This window comes from Metabacillus sp. 22489 (assembly GCF_052044855.1).
GTDB lineage: Bacteria > Bacillota > Bacilli > Bacillales > Bacillaceae > Metabacillus > Metabacillus niabensis.
Window position 1 is genome coordinate 114,882 of sequence record NZ_JBQENT010000001.1, and the last position, 16,298, is coordinate 131,179.

Consider the following 16,298-nt stretch of genomic DNA (forward strand, 5'->3'; position numbering starts at 1 on the left):
CTCTTCCATTTTTTATGATGATAAGTTGTTTAAAAGGCTATCTCAAAGTCAAAATGAACAGGAGTTTTTTGAGATAGCCCGAGAAATTAATCATATTCGTTTTTTCTCCATCTTAAAAATGTTAAAAAACAAATTACTGATGAGATGATTGAGATTGTACTATAGATATAAATGCGCTCATATTCTTCACCAAAAAATGATTCAACCGTCATTTGAAGCATAACAATGTTTGCGATTAGGGTAAGAAAAATAATGATCCAATATCCTTTTTTACTCATGACGCGTTTGTCTCCCAACTGCATAAATCATTCCATCCTCTACTTCAAGTTGAATAAGAGGTAGCTCACGTTGTGGTGGGCCTGCCATCGGGTGACCTGTTTCGACATTAAAGTAGCCTTTATGACATGGACAAAGAAGGACAGACTCCTCTTTTTCATAAAAAACTGGACATTGTAAGTGAGTACATTTATTATTATACGCTTTTAGCTCCCCTTTCTTCGTACGAATTAATATGGCTGGTTCATCATCAGTTGGGTAAGTGAAGTTAAAAGCACTATCCTTAGGTATATCTGCAAGCTTTGCTATCTCAACTCTATGCTTTGCTTCTTTTTTATTAGTAAGAGCTAATCCAGTGAAAGGTAATGTTGCAAGACCAAGGGTAATTGATGCGCCAACAGCAGTCTTTAAAAAGGCGCGTCTATTAAATTTAAGATCCTCAGCCCGATTTAAATTGTCGACCAAATTGATCATATCACTATTTGTATCATGGCGGTTTTGTTTTTGATATCGGTTATTGGACATTTTCTTCTCCCCTTTTTAATCTGTATATACACCAAAGAATTCAGGGACATAATCCCACTTATTCCCTTCTTGTGGTTTTTTTCCTTCTACTAAATTCATTTGTGATCTTTTTCTGCGTAATTGCTGCATTTCGTCAAAATCGATAAACCGAATGGCTTCACTTGGGCAAACAGATGCACACATTGGGGCAATATCATATTTTGAGCGGTCATAACACATATCACATTTATACATTTTGTTTTCTTCAAAATCGAATTTTGGTATGCCAAATGGACAGCCGAATGTACAATTTCTACATCCAATACATTTTTCTTCCATGGCAGAAAGGACGACACCCTCCTCGGTTATTTGAATCGCATTTGCTGGACAAACACGTGCACATGCTGGGTCTTTACATTGCATACAGAGCATTGGGTATGTTTGTCTGTTTTCGGTGAAATCGACATATTCTACATAATTACGTTCTTTTGCATCATGGTCGCCGCATTCTCGACAGGCAGCTTGACATGCTCGACAACCAATACATCTTTCAAATTCTAAATACATTATCTTATTCAATGATAGGCACCTCTTTCTGTAGTCAATCGTTCATCTTTTCCATCTTTAATGAACAAATCTTAAACTCTGGCATTCTTGAATATGGATCTAGATGGTCACTTGTTAATTGGTTCACAGCTAATTCTTCACCCCAATGATAAGGGACAAAGACTGTATCTTTACGGATTGCTTTTGTTATCCTTGTTTTAACAATCATTTCGGAACGAGGAGTAGATAGACGTACCATATCACCATCCTGTAATTGATATTGGCATGCTAATGCAGGGTGCATTTCTGCAAAAGGTTCAGGACATTGTTCCATTAAGAAGGAAACACGTCTCGTCTGGTTACCTGATAAATAATGAAAAACAACTCGACCTGTCGTTAAGAAAAGCGGAAACTCCTCTGTAGGTGTTTCGCCTGGTTCTTGCCAATCAACACACGCAAGATTCGCTTTTCCGTCAGGGTGCCCGAATCTCTCACGAAACATTGTTGGTGTACCTGGGTGATCCTCTGATGGGCATGGCCAAAAGACACCATCCTCTTTATCGATTCGCTCCCACGTTATTCCATAATAATCTGCTTTTCCCCCTTTTGATGCGATACGCAATTCTTCAAATATTTCTTTTGGATTGTTATATGAAAAAAACTGACCGCGACCCATACGTTTTGCTATTAAACTTAAAATCTCCCAATCTGGTTTAGACTGTCCAAGAGGGTCCCTCACTTTACGAATATGAATAACACGCCCTTCTAAATTTGTTGTTGTTCCTTCATCCTCAGCCCAAGTTGTTGTTGGGAGTACGACATCTGCAAATTGAGCTGTTTCAGAAAGGAAAAAGTCACTTACAACTAGAAAGTCTAGCTTTCTTAACCCATTCCATATATGCTCTAAATTAGGTGCAGAGACTGCGGGGTTACTGCAAATGACGTGCATTCCCCGAATATTGCCTTTCTCTATTTCGTCAAACATTTCGTAGGCGGATACCCCTGGCTTAGGCATTTCATTAGGATCAATCCCCCAAACACTTGAAACATACTCAACTGCTTTACGGTCTGTTAATTTTCGATAGCCAGGTAGCAGGTCTGCTTTTTGTCCGTGTTCACGCCCCCCTTGCCCGTTGCCTTGTCCTGTAAATGTAGCAACACCCGAAGCAAATTTTCCGATCTGACCGCGGATAAGTGCCATTGTAGTATAAAGCGCTACATTATCAACACCTTTTGATTGCTGTTCAACGCCACGAGCAAACATAACAACAGAGCGTGGTGACATTCCATAAATATGGGCAGCTTTAATTAATTTATTAATTGCAACACCGGTTATTTTAGATGTAAGCTCCGGTGTGAATTTTTCAACATTTTTCTTTAAGTCTTCAAAATTATTGCAACGTTTTGTTACATACTCTTCATCAACATAGCCTTCTTTAATAAGAATGTGTAGCATTCCATTCGCTAATGCTGAATCTGTTCCTGGCTTTAAATCTAAATGTACATCTGCGACACGAGCTGTTGCCGTTTCACGTGGATCTGCAACGATTAATTTTGCTCCTTTATCCTTTGCCTTCCATAACCATTGAATACTTGTTGGATGACATTCTGCTGTATTTGAACCAGCGATGAAGAAGCAATCTGTATGTTCTAATTCAGGCCAAGGCAATGTTGAACCCCGATCAATCCCTAACGTTCTTTGAAAACCACCTGCAGCAGAACTCATACAAAAACGACCGTTGTAATCAATAAACCTTGTTCTTAATGCGACACGTGCATATTTGCCGACTAGGTAGCATTTCTCATTTGTCATCGAAACACCGCCAAAGACTGAAAGTGCGTCATTACCACTTTCACGTTGGATTTTTTTGAAATTCTCTTCGATGACATCTAGTGCCTCTTCCCATGAGGCTTTAATAAATTTTCCATTCTTTTTAATTAATGGAGTAAGAATCCGATCGTCGTGTTCAACCGTTTGATATGCTGTAACACCTTTTGGACACATTTTTCCATTGGTAACAGGCCAATCATATCTTGGCTCAACTCCGACGACTTTACCGGTTTTTTCATTAACTCGTATATGCATTCCACATTGCATCCCACAATAGCAACAATGTGTTGTAACTAATCGTTCACCTGGTTTATGAAGATTTTTAATCCCTTCTTTAACAAAATATTGGCTCATTTTCTTTCTCCTCCATCATTATTTTTAAGCTGTTGCTTAACATGTTCCGGAAGTCCGTAATAATCAACAGATCTGGGTTTACCGAAGCCAGTCATATGCATCCCATTCATCGTTAAAATAGGATTTGTTTCATCTTGAATCGGTTGTTCCATATTTAACTGCTTCATAACGCGAATTTTTCTCCTGCATGCTAGGCAATAGTCTGATAAGTAAGTTCCATCCTCGAGCTGTAAATCAAATTGTTGAACAGCAAGTATTGCTTGAACATCTTCTATTTGATCATCAGAGCTATATGTCGCACCGCAAGAATGACATGGTCTTGTATCAACCTTTACATGCTCCTGGTAATTCATAGGTACTGCAGTTGCCAACGGACGAATCGGTAAATGAAATAATTTTCCGAATGGGAAATAAATTAGCATGATAACAACTGTAACTTGATGGAAAAGTGTTAAATAATGGTGCATCCACCCATCTAACAGCACATATGAAACAGTTAAAGCTAACCCACTTACAGTAACCGCTAATAAAAGAAACAATGGAAATAAGTCAAATTCCGCTCTCTGTGTCACCTTTACATCATTGGAAACAATTCTTCTAAATAAAGCCATAGAAACACCGATTAATACCATGAGAGCTGTAATATTTAAGCCGTTATAGATTAATTCTCCGATGATTCCATGTGCAGCCATTTCAATCGTTTTAACCCCCATTACAACAATCACATATGTATCTGGATCGACTAATTCAAAATGCATCCATCCAAATGTTAGCCCGAATGTAATAGCAAATGAGCCAATACAGCCCCATGCAATGAGAAAATGAGTAATTCCTCTGTAAATGCCACGCTTAAATATGAATTTTTGTAAGAAGATGTTTTCAAAAGCTGTTTTTAAAATAGACTGGATATTTCGTTTTGCTCTTTTTCTCGACTTAAGATTTTTCATGCTCCTTTTTACAACCTGTCTTGTTGCAGGGCGAATTAGCCAAGCGCACATCCGAATTGTTAGTCCTATTGCAAATATTAATGATGAAATGAAGTAGCCTAATAAGGCCATATCGAAATGTAATAGCTTTTCTGTCCCTATCCAAACAGTAAAAAATAAAAATAAAATAACAAAAAAGGAATACTTACTTGTTTTTGAATAAAATGTTCGTTCAAATCCTTTCAAAATATTCTCCTCCAATTTTAAATCTAACTGGTATCTTCATAAGTAAACATGCTCATGTAACGATTGCATTCTTAACTTTTTTTCATTCTAAGGGAATGACTTAAAGGAGACTGTGAAAAATATCACAGAGCTATTCGGCTTTTATAGTCAAAATAGAAAAAGATAAGAAAATTATTTGAACGATTGTTTAATAGAGGATTTAAATTTGCAGTGCTTCTTTACATTTGTTGTATTTTCTATGCTCAAGACAATATCAATCTATAATTTATTAATGAGGTGTTTAATATGATAAACGGTTCTGCGATTGCGATAACAAGTGGAAAAGGAGGTGTCGGTAAATCAACGGTTTCTGTCAATTTAGCAATTGCTCTTGCGAATATGGGGAAAACAGTTGCTTTGATTGATTTGGATATTTATGGGTTTAGTATTCCGAAGATGATGAAGATCATAAATAGACCGAAAACAATCAATGGGAAAATCATTCCGATCGAATCACATGGAGTAAAAATCATGTCAATGGGATTTCTCATAAAAAATAACGAGCCAGTTGTTTGGCGTGGTCCTATGTTAGGTAAAATGGTTGAGCATTTTTCAAACGATGTGATGTGGGGTGATTTAGACTACGTACTATTTGATATGCCACCTGGTACTGGAGATGTCGCTTTAGATTTGCACCATCTCATTCCACAAAGCAAAGAAATCATCGTCACAACCCCTCAGGAAACTGCTTCACATGTCGCAGAGAGAGCAGGTGTGATGGCGAAAAAAGCTAATCATGAAATTATTGGAGTTGTTGAAAATATGGCATATTTTAAGCCTAATGACAGCGAAAGACACTATTTTATTTTTGGCCAAGGTGGTGGGCAAAAGTTGGCTGACAAGCTCCAAGTTAATTTGCTAAGTCAACTTCCAATTGAAGAGGTGAATATAAATACGGAAACACCTAGCATTTATCAAGAAGGAACATTATTGTATTCCTCCTTTCAAATGTTAGCAAAGCAAGTTGATGAGATCATTAAATTTCAGTAATGAAAAGACTCGAATTCATTTGTCTTCAAAATGAGAAGAATGAATTCGAGTCTTTTAACTAAAAAACTAGGAGTAATACAAATAAAAAGATAACTGAATTTATAATTTCTAAAATACCAACTTGCATAATTGTTAGTTTACGTCCAACAAGTAAAAAAGCTCGAATTGTACTTGGAATATACGCGAGAATAATTTGTTTTTCTTCTACTAGTAAAAAAATTCCTACTATTAAAAGAAGATGATAGCACCAAGAATAATAATGGAAGCGTCTGTTTTTCTTTTCCCTAATCATCGTTTTCACATAAAAGGTACTTCCTAGAAAAAATAAAAACGATAACAAGGCAATGAAAAATGCCTCTTTATTAACGTACCCTGTTCCTACATAAAAACTTGCTATCCCACCAATGCAGAAAACACAGATTGCAATTACATCATTTACAAATGCCCTTTCTTTCTTTTTCTTTGCAAAATAAATATTAATGAAGAAAAAGGGAACCATAGCTAAACCAAACAAAAGCATTTGCCATTTGAAAATGAGAACAAAAACTAAGAAAACAAGAGCAAATCCTAAATAAATACTCGACCATTTAAAGTAATACTCTTTTTTCTTTCCCTTTACATACATTAGGAACGGATATGTTGCTAAATACAGACTTAGCCACCCTATAAATAAAGGAATGTGTAAGAATGAATATCCCCCTGCATCGATCCCTAAAATAAAGGGAATGATTAACATTGCCCATGCACCGTGTTGTTTTGGAAGTAATAATTTCATTTTCTTTAATCACCAGCTTATTTATTTACTATAAAACTATCTTATCGTAGCGATAGAAACGAAAATGTGATGAACCTCACGATCTGTTTTGTTGAAGTGAAGAGATAAGGATTTTGAGTTGATATAATTGGAAAACATATAACTAACTAGCTAGCTAAGTATTGTAGACTCCAAGATGGATAATTAATGTGACTCTAACATAAATTTTTGATAAGCAACAATACCGGTCTTATTGAAGAAAGAACTAGAAAACCCATTTAGAGACTTACTCCAAATGGGTACAAAGCATTTTCCTTCTTATTTACTCGTAATAAAATGCCCTTCCTTAGATGTCAAATGTGTATTTGCAGTTAATTTATTTACTGCGCTAAACAATGCTTTTACAGATGAAGTCATGATGTCAACATCTATACCACAGCCCCAAAAGACTTTTCCATTGTCATCTGTGATGCCGACATATGAGACCGCATTTGACTCTGAGCCTAGTTCTTGTGCATGCTCTTTGTATACAAGATTATGATAGTTCACTCCTAGCTTCATACGAAGGGCATTGCTAATTGCATCTAATCTACCATTACCTTCACCGTTTAATTCCTGTTCTTGTTCGCTAATTTTGACGGTAACTACTGTTTGATAATCGTCGTGCTTTGTAAAATGATAATTAACAAACTCGATTGGTTTAGAAAGATTCACAAATTCATTTAAGAAAATTTGATGGATTTCTTCTGGCATTAGCTCTTTATTTTGGCGATCTGAGACATTTTTTACTGTGTAACCAAACTCTTCACGCATTTCTTTTGGTAAATCAAGTCCAAATTGCTGCTCGAGTAAATAGCCGATACCACCTTTTCCTGATTGGCTATTAATACGGATTACATCACCTTCATACTCTCTTCCTATATCCTTTGGATCAATCATTAAGTAAGGAACTGTCCAATGCTTACAATCATTTTCCTCACGCCATTTCATACCTTTTGCAATCGCGTCTTGATGAGAACCAGAGAAAGCGGCAAATACTAGTTTTCCACCATATGGTTGTCTGTCATCTACCTTCATCTTTGTCATACGTTCATACACTTCAATTATCTCAAGGATATTTTCAAAATTCAGCTTTGGATCAACACCATGTGAATACATATTTAAAGCAAGTGTAACAATATCAACATTCCCTGTTCTTTCACCATTTCCAAACAAAGTACCTTCGATTCGTTGTCCCCCAGCAAGAATTCCAAGCTCTGCATCTGCAACACCACTTCCTCTATCATTATGAGGATGTAGAGATAAAATGACATTTTCCCGATAGTTTAAATGGTCACTCATATACTCGATTTGACTTGCATAAACGTGAGGCATTGAAAGCTCGACAGTTGCAGGTAAATTAATAATCACTTTATTGTCAGCTGTTGGCTTCCATACATCTAATACACTGTTGCAAATTTCTAAAGCAAATTCTAGTTCAGTACCTGTAAAGCTTTCTGGAGAATATTGAAATTGGAAATTTCCTTCTGTTTCTGCCGCGTATTTTTCTAATAGCTTCGCACCTGTAACGGCAATTTCAATGATTTCTTCTTTTGATTTTTTAAAAACTTGTTCTCTCTGTGCAACTGAAGTTGAATTGTATAAATGTACTACTGCCTTTTTTGCACCTTTTAATGATTCAAACGTTTTCTTAATAATATGGTCTCTTGATTGTGTTAGGACCTGAATTGTCACATCGTCTGGAATAAGGTCTTTTTCAATTAATGTCCGCAAAAATGTATATTCGGTTTCAGAAGCTGCAGGAAAACCTACCTCTATCTCTTTGAAGCCGATTTTTACAAGTAATTGAAAGTATTCAAGCTTTTCTTCAAGAGTCATCGGAACGACTAACGCCTGATTACCGTCACGTAGGTCAACGCTACACCAAATTGGTGCTTCTGTAATATACTCTTTTTCAGTCCATTTTAAGCTTTTAACTGGAGGCATAAAATATCCTCTTGTATACTTTTCAACATTTTTCATTTTTTTAAGACACCCTTTCAAATTCGAATTGATTGATCATTGATTATTCATATATTTAAGGGGCAAATACACCCAAAAAGAACTAAAATAAACGCAAAAAAGCCTTTCATCTCCATTTCTAGAGACGAAAGGCTGTTATCAGCTTACGCGGTACCACTCTAATTCACACCTTGTGATGTGCACTTTGGTAGATACAATCGTACAAATACTATGTATCCTCCTAATATAACGGTTAGGCTCCGTCTCCACCTACTCTAATAAATATTTCAGCGAGCTACTTCAAGGTGAGTTCAGATTTTTCTCACGACTGTTTTCCACCAACCAACAGCTCTCTGTGCGTTTAAAAAATCTTACTAGTCCTTTTCAATGTATTTAAATATTTAGAATATTATATCAAGTGAATCAACTGTTTACAAGTGAATATTCAGAAATTCTTTTTGATCGTATTGTCAATCCGTCTTATATCTATGAATGTAGTTTAGCTTTATTAGTTATATTGTATCTTAACATAGGGAAAAAAGGAACGAAATATTCAAAATTAATTTAATATTTTTGCTAATATTATGATTTATAAAGCAAAAAACCGTCAAACACTGTTGACGGTTTTATACCTTCTCCCTATTCGATCTTTTTCGGTTCTGGGTAAACGATACCGAAAGTATCGACGATGACATCTTTAATTTTTTGTTCTTTTAATGGCTTATCTTCACTGTCTCTTTCAACAGAAACTATTTCGTCCACAACATCCATTCCTTCAATTACTTTACCAAATCCGGCATATTCACCATCTAAATGTGTTGCATCAGCAACCATAATAAAAAATTGTGAACCAGCTGAATCAGGTGCTTCTGAGCGAGCCATTGAAATAACGCCGCGTTCATGTTTTAAATTATTTTCAAAACCATTTGAACTAAATTCACCTTTTATTTGATAATCAGGTCCTCCCGTCCCATCTCCATTCGGATCTCCGCCTTGAATCATGAAGTCAGGGATGACTCTGTGAAATGTTAATCCATTATAAAATCCTGAATTTGCAAGGGAAATAAAATTATTTACCGTATTTGGAGCAATTGCTGGGTATAATTCAACCTTTATTATCTTATTATTTTCCATCGTAATCGTTGCAACGGGGTTTTTCTCAATAACCTGCTCTTCCTTAACCTGCTCTTCCTTAACCTGCTCTTCCTTTTTTTGCGTAGAACTACTTGTTGTCTTATCTTCTGTAATGCTCGTCCCACAACCTGCAACTAGGAATAGGATGAATCCCACAAGTAAAGCAAGACTTACTTTCGAAAATTGCTTCATCATAAAACTTCCTTTCTCAATCTAACAATCTATACAAGCATTTTACGATTATCATTCATTTCGTTCAAGTAGTAGGTGTGTGTGGAGACGAATTTATAGGGAAAACCATATTTCAATGATCGTTTTATCATTCGAGATTTTGTTTATGTTGAACCAATTCTTCCATAAAGGTAGAAAGACTTTGTTCGTTCATCCATCCTGTACCCCATACATCTTCATTGCGAATTAAAGTTGCGAAAAACCAAATTTTTCTTATCATAACAAATTTATCCAATAGTTGAAAATTTATGCTATTAAGGAAATATTGGTCTTTGTAACCACTTAGAAAGGCTTTCTCACATTCTTTTGCAGTATGAGGGTAATTTGAGCGCAAATTCCAAACAAATACCGAGAGATCATAGGCTCGATAACCGTAACTACAACAATCAAAATCAAATATTTCCAACTTTCCTTGATCAATTTGCATATTAAAATTATGAAAATCTCCATGGCAAAAACCATAATCTAGGTCAGAAGTGGCAATTTGACCTTTTAATTCTTCTACAAACATCTGGAGAAAGTCGATTAGCTTAGGTTTTATAAGGTTTATTTGTACATTGTTTTTAATAATGTCGAATGGCTGTTCTAATAAATAATTGAGGTTTAATTCAAATGTTCTTTGTGAAGTTGAATGAAATGAATTCATTCTTTTATGTATTGCCCCTAATGCTTGTCCTATGAGATAACAATTATCTGGATGAATATCAGGTCTCTCCCCTTTAGTATAGGTAAATAATACACCAAACCTTACTCCTTCTGGCTGATTAAGTTCACTTAGCCATTCGCCATCCTTTCTTTTGAGCGGTTTAGATACTGGAAAATTTGTTGCAGCTAATCGGTTAAGTGCATCAATTTCATATAAAACATCGCTTTTCTGTCTCCAATTGTGGCGATAATTTCTGAAAATGTATTTCGAATCTGTTGTTGTTACGATTTATGTATCGTTTAGCCCTCTAGTTCCTAATTGGCAATCCACGATTTCCCCCATATCAAAATTTTTCATAAGAGAGATAACGGATTCATTTGCAATGAGAGAATGTCTTACGATAATCTTTTCCAATTTACACGTACCTCTTCCTTTTTATTTTCTTCTATTATAAATGTAAACTAGTTCGTTTTTTAAAAAAATAAAGATGACCTAGCGTGCACCCTTTCTAGATTTCGCGACGAAGGGTTCAGACACTAGGTCATCCTTTGTTTAGCTTTCATATCCGGAATATTTACGTCATCCTTCAGGTTGCCTGAAACATTTAAATGGTTTTGCATATGAAAGAATGTGCTTCCTTATATTTTTTTATAAACAGCAGCTTTTGTTGGGTATTCACCATTTTCCAATTCAATGATATGAGAAAAATTGTACACACAGCCAAGTCCGTCAATATCAAAAAGTGTCATTTCCATAAAATCAGTGGGTAGTTCGTGTAAATGCTTCAAAATGAGTTCATTTTCATTTTTAAAAGAAAGGTCTCCTTCTTGTAAGTAATGGACATATGGATTTGTATCAAGACGATTTTCAAAAGGAACATTCATAAAATTCATTTAAAAGCACCTCACAGTATAGTTTTCTGTATTTTCTGATTATTTATATCATACACGATACGAATTAATTTGAAAACTATTTTTTAAAAATTTTTAGTTGAAATTTTTACCACTCCTCTTTTCTTATAATCTATTGTTCTATTCCCTAAAACATATTCGTTTAAACGTCCAAACCTTATGATATAAACAAAAGATACCAATTACGTATTATTTGTATCATGATACAATGTAGAGAAGGAAGTGACAGCTATGTTAAAATTACGACAATTTTTTATTATATTACTATTTACATTTCCTTTTCTAGCAAGCTTTAGTTCGAATGGACTTCCAGTAAATTTCTACGCATCCTATACGACCCCAGAAGGAATTCGGTTCATTAGTTGTTCCGAAGAATGGGATAAAGCAAAATTAGTAGAATTATATAAGGAATTCGTAGAAAATAAGCACGGTGATGAGTTTTCTTTATTGAATGGAATTGTTATTGACGGTGGAGCACATTCATCTTCTCTAACGAAAGGAAGCTACAGTGCGTTGACGAATACGATTACTCTCTATCAAGGGGATAAATATACAGAGCCAGCTGATTATGCTGAAACTCTTACACATGAATATGGTCATCATTTTGCCTATCATTATTTCCCTTCGCATCATCTACCCTTTTCAAAGTGGAGCGAGCTTAGAGGTTTAGCTTTAGAAGCTACACGTTGGGATGCTTTTTGGAATTATAATGAAAGCGATCATGCATTGTATCCACAGGAAATTTTTGCAGATGACTATGTTTTGTTATATGGTGCGACAAAGGAAATGGATATGAAGAATGTCTTTACTAATGAGGCTTTTTACGTACGGACAGAGCACGAAAATCAACAACTATCCAATGTTTTAGAAAATAACGAGTTAATTGAATTTATTGAAAGAGAAGGTGGCTTAAAGGTTGAGCGCTCTCGCCTTCTCCAATTACCGGTACTTACTGAATATAATGATGCAAATCTATTCTTTGAAATTACCAAAAAAGCAAATGTTGCCTATCGATTAAATTTAAGCTTTCATCATGAGGAAAATGAACCTGCCAAGGAGGATTGGGAGCTTTATAATGTAACAACAGAAAATACTGGAAATGTACTGCAATTTTCATTAGCTGAAATTGATAAAGAAGTATTTGCAAAATATGAATATATGACGATTAGTGTCGATACTGTTGACCTTTCAACATCTCTCGGCTTTAAATCGGAGGAAATAAAGCTTAGAATTCAATAAAATTGATATGTAAAAGGGTTACACAACTCAAAAATTTTTGAGTGTTAACCCTTTTTATATCGATAGAAATTTTATAGTAGTTCTTAAAAACATAAACTTTATAAATGCCTTTTTATGTTTTCCCTAATTTCTTCTATTTCATTATCAGTTAAATTAGCTGGGTACGATGTTTGATTCTTAAAAACCCAAGCATTAATAAGTTCCAAGTCTGATTTAGTGAACGTTATGCTATAGTCTTTTTGTTTGTACTTAAAGTTTGCTGTTACATGCTCTTGTTCATATTGCTCGTCTATAATCATATTTGTTAATTCGTATGAATCCATATATTGTCTCCTTTATTACGACATTCTCTTTTAGAATGGTCGTTATTGGAGAATTTATACTTTTTCTATTGATATGTTGATCCACTTAGTATTTCTTGAACATCTTCGCTCGTAAGTGTACTTATGTTTTCATTCCCAGCCTGAATAACTTCTTCAATTAAATGCTTCTTTTTTAATTGAAGTGCGTTCATTTTGTCTTCAACTGTTCCTTTAGCAACAAGTTTTATCACATGAACATTTCGTGTTTGTCCCATACGATAAGCGCGGTCTGCCGCTTGTTGTTCAACTGCAGGATTCCACCATAAATCATATAAAATCACTGTATCAGCACCTGTAAGGTTTAATCCTGTTCCACCTGCTTTTAATGAGATTAAAAACAGTCCTCTTTCGCCATTATTAAATTTATTGCATAGCTCAACTCTTTCGGAAGAAGGTGTTTGACCATCTAAATAAAAATAAGGAAGTCCAAGATTTGTTAACTCGCGGCCAATAATTTCAAGCATTTTTGTAAATTGTGAAAATAGGAGAATTCTTTTCCCTGTACTATGACATTCCATCACAATATCTAATAACTGCTCTAATTTTGCTGAACTACCTTTATAGCCATCAACAAATAGTCCAGGGTGACAGCAAATCTGCCGCAGCCTTGTAATACCTGCAAGAATTTTAATACGATTTTTCTCAAACGTTTCTTTATCAAGATGTTTAAATGTATCATGCTTAAGCTTTGCTAAGTATGCAAGATAAAACTTTTTTTGCTCTGGTAACAATTCTGAAGTGTGAACCGTTTCGAATTTTTCTGGTAGTTCGTCTAATACATCTGTCTTTAATCTCCTTAGAATAAACGGTCTGACCTTCTTTGCAATCGTTTCTCTTGGTAAAGCAAGAAACTCCTTGCGATCAGGGAATAAATCAGGAAAGACAAGATGAAATATAGACCATAGCTCTATTATTGAATTTTCGATAGGAGTTCCTGTCAAAGCAAATCGATTTGCTGCTTTGATTAATTTTATCGTTTTCTCCGTCTTCGTTTGAAAGTTTTTCACAAATTGTGCTTCATCTAAAATTAATGTATGGAAGTGATGATTTTTATAAATAGTGCTATCTCTTTGTACTAATGGATAAGACGTTATCATCACGTCATATGAAGCTGAATTCTTTAACAGGTTTTCCCTATCGCGTATAGTCCCCGTAACAACTGCCACGTTGATAGCTGGAGCGAATTTGTTAAACTCTTGCTTCCAATTATATACAAGCGAAGATGGTGAAACGATTAATACTGGCAGCTTTTGTTTTCTTATATCAGTAAGGACAGACGAGATAAAGGCGATGCTCTGTATTGTCTTTCCGAGTCCCATATCGTCAGCTAAAATCCCGCCAAAGCCATACTGTGCCATAGTTTTCAGCCACGTATATCCTTGTGCTTGATATTTCCGTAATGAAGTACCTACGATTTCAGGAATCGCAAAGTTTGCTTGTGGATTTTGTAAATCGTCCAAAAGCTTTTGGAAAGAGCGTTCTAATGTAACGATTGTTCTATCTCCAAGCATATCAAGCTGCTGCATCCCTTTTCCTATTGGTAATGAAAATTGTGGTAAGAAGAGGTCAGCTTCAATGTCTAATCCTTGTAAAAAACGTGTTACTTTTGTAAATTCTGGGCTTTCTAATGAAAGTAATGAGCCATTAGATAATCGGTAATATGGTCGTTTAATTTCTAATGATTTTAATATGCCTTTAATGTCAGACTCAGGAATACCACCAATATCAAATTGAAAGGATAACCAATTTGTACGTTCACCTAATTTAACTCTAAAGTTCGAATGAGAATACTCGGTAAATAATCTCGTTCGAACAGCTGAAGTCGCATAAACTTCAACTAGAGGCTTTAATAACGGAAGAAAATGATAAAGAAAATGATATTCTAATTCTTCATTTTGTAAATAATAGCCACCCTCTGTTTTTGAAAACATACTATCGTCCATTAGCTGCAAAATTCGTTGTTCCTTCACATCCTCACGAAGAAAGGTTAACCCGTAATGTTCTTTTGCATCATCTAATGGATTAATGACAACTTGGCCGTAATGAAATTCAAGCCCAGCGAGAAGCTTATTATGAATTCTGTCAAGATATAGCTTAGCTTTAAGTGGAGTATTATTTAGCTTAACTAACACACTTTTTGATAACTGTACTTTCCCAAGCTTCATAAATCCTGGCATGACTTGATCGACAAACTGTTTAATTTGATCGATTGGAATGAGAAAATCTTGTTTTTCATTTGTTTCTAACATATCTTTTAATTCAATTAACCTGTTATAGTCTGCTTCAGCTAGATGTTTTATTTTATTCTCATATAAAACAACTCGATAAGCCTTCATCATTTTTAATCGCTCAAAACCATTAACGAACAGTTGATAATTACCTTTAAGTAATTTTTCCGCAAATGAAAACGTTAATGGAAGCTGAGCTGTCATTTCTTCTATTCCATGATATACCGTACGATTGTTTATGATTTTCTCATTCGGAGTACTAAGGAGTAAAGGGAAAATAGTATCCCAGAAGGACGGTGGGATAAGCATATGCTCATGATTTTTCCTGTCAGCCTTAGTCTCTTCTATGTAATTTTCAAGTTTATAAACTTTTAGCAATTCCTTTATAAGAGTATCCGTATGAGGGTGAAGATAAAATTGATTACGATCATAGGTTAGATCGTTTGTTATTTCATACGGTGCACCGTTTTCGAAATGGTGTAAAAACTCATCTAAAATAATTGGATAGAGCTCCTTCGTTCCAAGCTTTAATTCTATGGCGAACATTCCATTTTCTACATATGGGATACATGTGAATTCGACAATTAATTGCTCACGTTCTTCGATTAAATGTTGTCTACTTTTTGGAGAGCTTTCACGAGGTGTAAATAGACCGAATAATTGATTCGTTAAATGTTCCTCTAGCGGAGAAAGAGCTGTTCTTTCATAAAGAAAAGATTCTTCCTTTGTTGAAGAATCTCCTTGCCGCTTTTCGAGGACATGTTGTAAGTGTTTGGCATTTATTGCAAATAATGCTGCAGCAACATGCTGGCAGAACTGCGTAATAGAAGCGAGCTTTGGACAAGTACATTCTGCGGATACTTGTCCATTATGATGTTCAATTGTTACATGAAATTGGTTATCAAGGTTAACATTGACATTAAACGTTTTGGTATTTGGGGTAAAATTTGTAACGGCAGCTTTTCCCTTTTGAAAATATCCCTTCCCTTTTTTATAGGCGTGATCCCCGCATAACTCTTTTATAACCTGATCACTGAACAATTGATTCATCATTTTATTCCCTTCTCTTCCTAAAACATA

15 protein-coding genes and 1 other annotated feature are annotated in these 16,298 nt (G+C 35.1%); of the genes, 2 read left to right on the forward strand and 13 right to left on the reverse strand.

Features of this window, described 5'->3' with window-relative positions:
* Positions 1 to 86: 86 nt before the first annotated feature.
* Genes ACTJJ9_RS00560 through ACTJJ9_RS00580 form a run of 5 tightly spaced genes read right to left on the reverse strand, consistent with a single transcriptional unit; the run spans position 87 to position 4,683 of the window.
* Complete coding sequence (locus ACTJJ9_RS00560; protein WP_145580995.1) at positions 87 to 278, reverse strand: hypothetical protein; 192 nt, start codon at positions 276 to 278, stop codon at positions 87 to 89.
* Positions 271 to 801, reverse strand: coding sequence for a Rieske (2Fe-2S) protein (locus ACTJJ9_RS00565; RefSeq protein WP_145580996.1), 531 nt, complete (start codon positions 799 to 801; stop codon positions 271 to 273). The genes ACTJJ9_RS00560 and ACTJJ9_RS00565 overlap by 8 nt, the downstream gene beginning before the upstream one ends.
* A gap of 15 nt (positions 802 to 816) precedes the next feature.
* Positions 817 to 1,359, reverse strand: a complete 543-nt coding sequence (locus tag ACTJJ9_RS00570; RefSeq protein ID WP_095300089.1) for a 4Fe-4S dicluster domain-containing protein — start codon at positions 1,357 to 1,359, stop codon at positions 817 to 819.
* 22 nt (positions 1,360 to 1,381) lie between these two features.
* A complete protein-coding gene (gene fdhF / locus ACTJJ9_RS00575) occupies positions 1,382 to 3,511 on the reverse strand; it encodes a formate dehydrogenase subunit alpha (RefSeq protein WP_145580997.1) in 2,130 nt (709 codons plus the stop codon).
* On the reverse strand, positions 3,508 to 4,683 hold the full coding sequence (locus ACTJJ9_RS00580) for an MFS transporter (protein ID WP_145580998.1): 1,176 nt from the start codon (positions 4,681 to 4,683) through the stop codon (positions 3,508 to 3,510). The genes fdhF and ACTJJ9_RS00580 overlap by 4 nt, the downstream gene beginning before the upstream one ends.
* 285 nt (positions 4,684 to 4,968) lie before the next feature.
* Between ACTJJ9_RS00580 and ACTJJ9_RS00585 the strand changes: the two genes are divergently transcribed.
* A complete protein-coding gene (locus ACTJJ9_RS00585; RefSeq protein ID WP_145580999.1) occupies positions 4,969 to 5,712 on the forward strand; it encodes an Mrp/NBP35 family ATP-binding protein in 744 nt (247 codons plus the stop codon).
* A 58-nt stretch (positions 5,713 to 5,770) separates the two neighbouring features.
* Here ACTJJ9_RS00585 and ACTJJ9_RS00590 read toward each other — a convergent pair whose 3' ends face one another.
* The 6 genes from ACTJJ9_RS00590 to ACTJJ9_RS00615 form a co-directional block, all read right to left on the reverse strand.
* Positions 5,771 to 6,487 (reverse strand): YwiC-like family protein, encoded by a 717-nt coding sequence (locus ACTJJ9_RS00590; RefSeq protein WP_145581000.1) that lies wholly within the window; start codon positions 6,485 to 6,487, stop codon positions 5,771 to 5,773.
* Between the two features lie 297 nt (positions 6,488 to 6,784).
* The gene (locus tag ACTJJ9_RS00595) at positions 6,785 to 8,488 is read right to left on the reverse strand and encodes a 2-isopropylmalate synthase (protein WP_145581001.1); all 1,704 of its coding nucleotides are present in this window, start codon (positions 8,486 to 8,488) and stop codon (positions 6,785 to 6,787) included.
* A 117-nt stretch (positions 8,489 to 8,605) separates the two neighbouring features.
* Positions 8,606 to 8,864, reverse strand: a binding site (T-box leader).
* Between the two features lie 242 nt (positions 8,865 to 9,106).
* Complete coding sequence (locus tag ACTJJ9_RS00600; RefSeq protein WP_145581002.1) at positions 9,107 to 9,793, reverse strand: peptidylprolyl isomerase; 687 nt, start codon at positions 9,791 to 9,793, stop codon at positions 9,107 to 9,109.
* 127 nt (positions 9,794 to 9,920) lie between these two features.
* Complete coding sequence (locus tag ACTJJ9_RS00605; RefSeq protein WP_440768360.1) at positions 9,921 to 10,766, reverse strand: phosphotransferase enzyme family protein; 846 nt, start codon at positions 10,764 to 10,766, stop codon at positions 9,921 to 9,923.
* Positions 10,767 to 10,892, reverse strand: coding sequence for a hypothetical protein (locus ACTJJ9_RS00610; RefSeq protein ID WP_255451815.1), 126 nt, complete (start codon positions 10,890 to 10,892; stop codon positions 10,767 to 10,769).
* Positions 10,893 to 11,116: 224 nt separating this feature from the next.
* Positions 11,117 to 11,371 carry a hypothetical protein gene (locus tag ACTJJ9_RS00615; protein WP_145581004.1) on the reverse strand — a complete coding sequence of 85 codons (255 nt, stop codon included), beginning with the start codon at positions 11,369 to 11,371 and terminating at the stop codon, positions 11,117 to 11,119.
* A 249-nt stretch (positions 11,372 to 11,620) separates the two neighbouring features.
* On the opposite strand from ACTJJ9_RS00615, the gene ACTJJ9_RS00620 reads away from it, so the two are divergent.
* Positions 11,621 to 12,628 (forward strand): hypothetical protein, encoded by a 1,008-nt coding sequence (locus ACTJJ9_RS00620; RefSeq protein WP_145581005.1) that lies wholly within the window; start codon positions 11,621 to 11,623, stop codon positions 12,626 to 12,628.
* 98 nt (positions 12,629 to 12,726) lie between these two features.
* On the opposite strand, the gene ACTJJ9_RS00625 is transcribed toward ACTJJ9_RS00620, so the two are convergent.
* On the reverse strand, positions 12,727 to 12,951 hold the full coding sequence (locus ACTJJ9_RS00625) for a hypothetical protein (RefSeq protein WP_145581006.1): 225 nt from the start codon (positions 12,949 to 12,951) through the stop codon (positions 12,727 to 12,729).
* A gap of 65 nt (positions 12,952 to 13,016) precedes the next feature.
* Positions 13,017 to 16,268: a DEAD/DEAH box helicase gene (locus ACTJJ9_RS00630; protein ID WP_440768361.1), complete on the reverse strand. Its 3,252-nt coding sequence runs from the start codon at positions 16,266 to 16,268 to the stop codon at positions 13,017 to 13,019.
* Between the last annotated feature and the right edge of the window lie 30 nt (positions 16,269 to 16,298).

Bases quoted from the DNA above. Each gene is read 5' to 3' on its own strand.
- fdhF (WP_145580997.1), bottom strand. From the start codon at position 3,511: ATGAGCCAATATTTTGTTAAAGAAGGGATTAAAAATCTTCATAAACCA.
- ACTJJ9_RS00600 (WP_145581002.1), bottom strand. From the start codon at position 9,793: ATGAAGCAATTTTCGAAAGTAAGTCTTGCTTTACTTGTGGGATTCATC.
- ACTJJ9_RS00620 (WP_145581005.1), top strand. From the start codon at position 11,621: ATGTTAAAATTACGACAATTTTTTATTATATTACTATTTACATTTCCT.
- ACTJJ9_RS00625 (WP_145581006.1), bottom strand. From the start codon at position 12,951: ATGGATTCATACGAATTAACAAATATGATTATAGACGAGCAATATGAA.
- ACTJJ9_RS00560 (WP_145580995.1), bottom strand. From the start codon at position 278: ATGAGTAAAAAAGGATATTGGATCATTATTTTTCTTACCCTAATCGCA.
- ACTJJ9_RS00630 (WP_440768361.1), bottom strand. From the start codon at position 16,268: ATGAATCAATTGTTCAGTGATCAGGTTATAAAAGAGTTATGCGGGGAT.
- ACTJJ9_RS00590 (WP_145581000.1), bottom strand. From the start codon at position 6,487: ATGAAATTATTACTTCCAAAACAACACGGTGCATGGGCAATGTTAATC.
- ACTJJ9_RS00595 (WP_145581001.1), bottom strand. From the start codon at position 8,488: ATGAAAAATGTTGAAAAGTATACAAGAGGATATTTTATGCCTCCAGTT.
- ACTJJ9_RS00615 (WP_145581004.1), bottom strand. From the start codon at position 11,371: ATGAATTTTATGAATGTTCCTTTTGAAAATCGTCTTGATACAAATCCA.
- ACTJJ9_RS00585 (WP_145580999.1), top strand. From the start codon at position 4,969: ATGATAAACGGTTCTGCGATTGCGATAACAAGTGGAAAAGGAGGTGTC.
- ACTJJ9_RS00565 (WP_145580996.1), bottom strand. From the start codon at position 801: ATGTCCAATAACCGATATCAAAAACAAAACCGCCATGATACAAATAGT.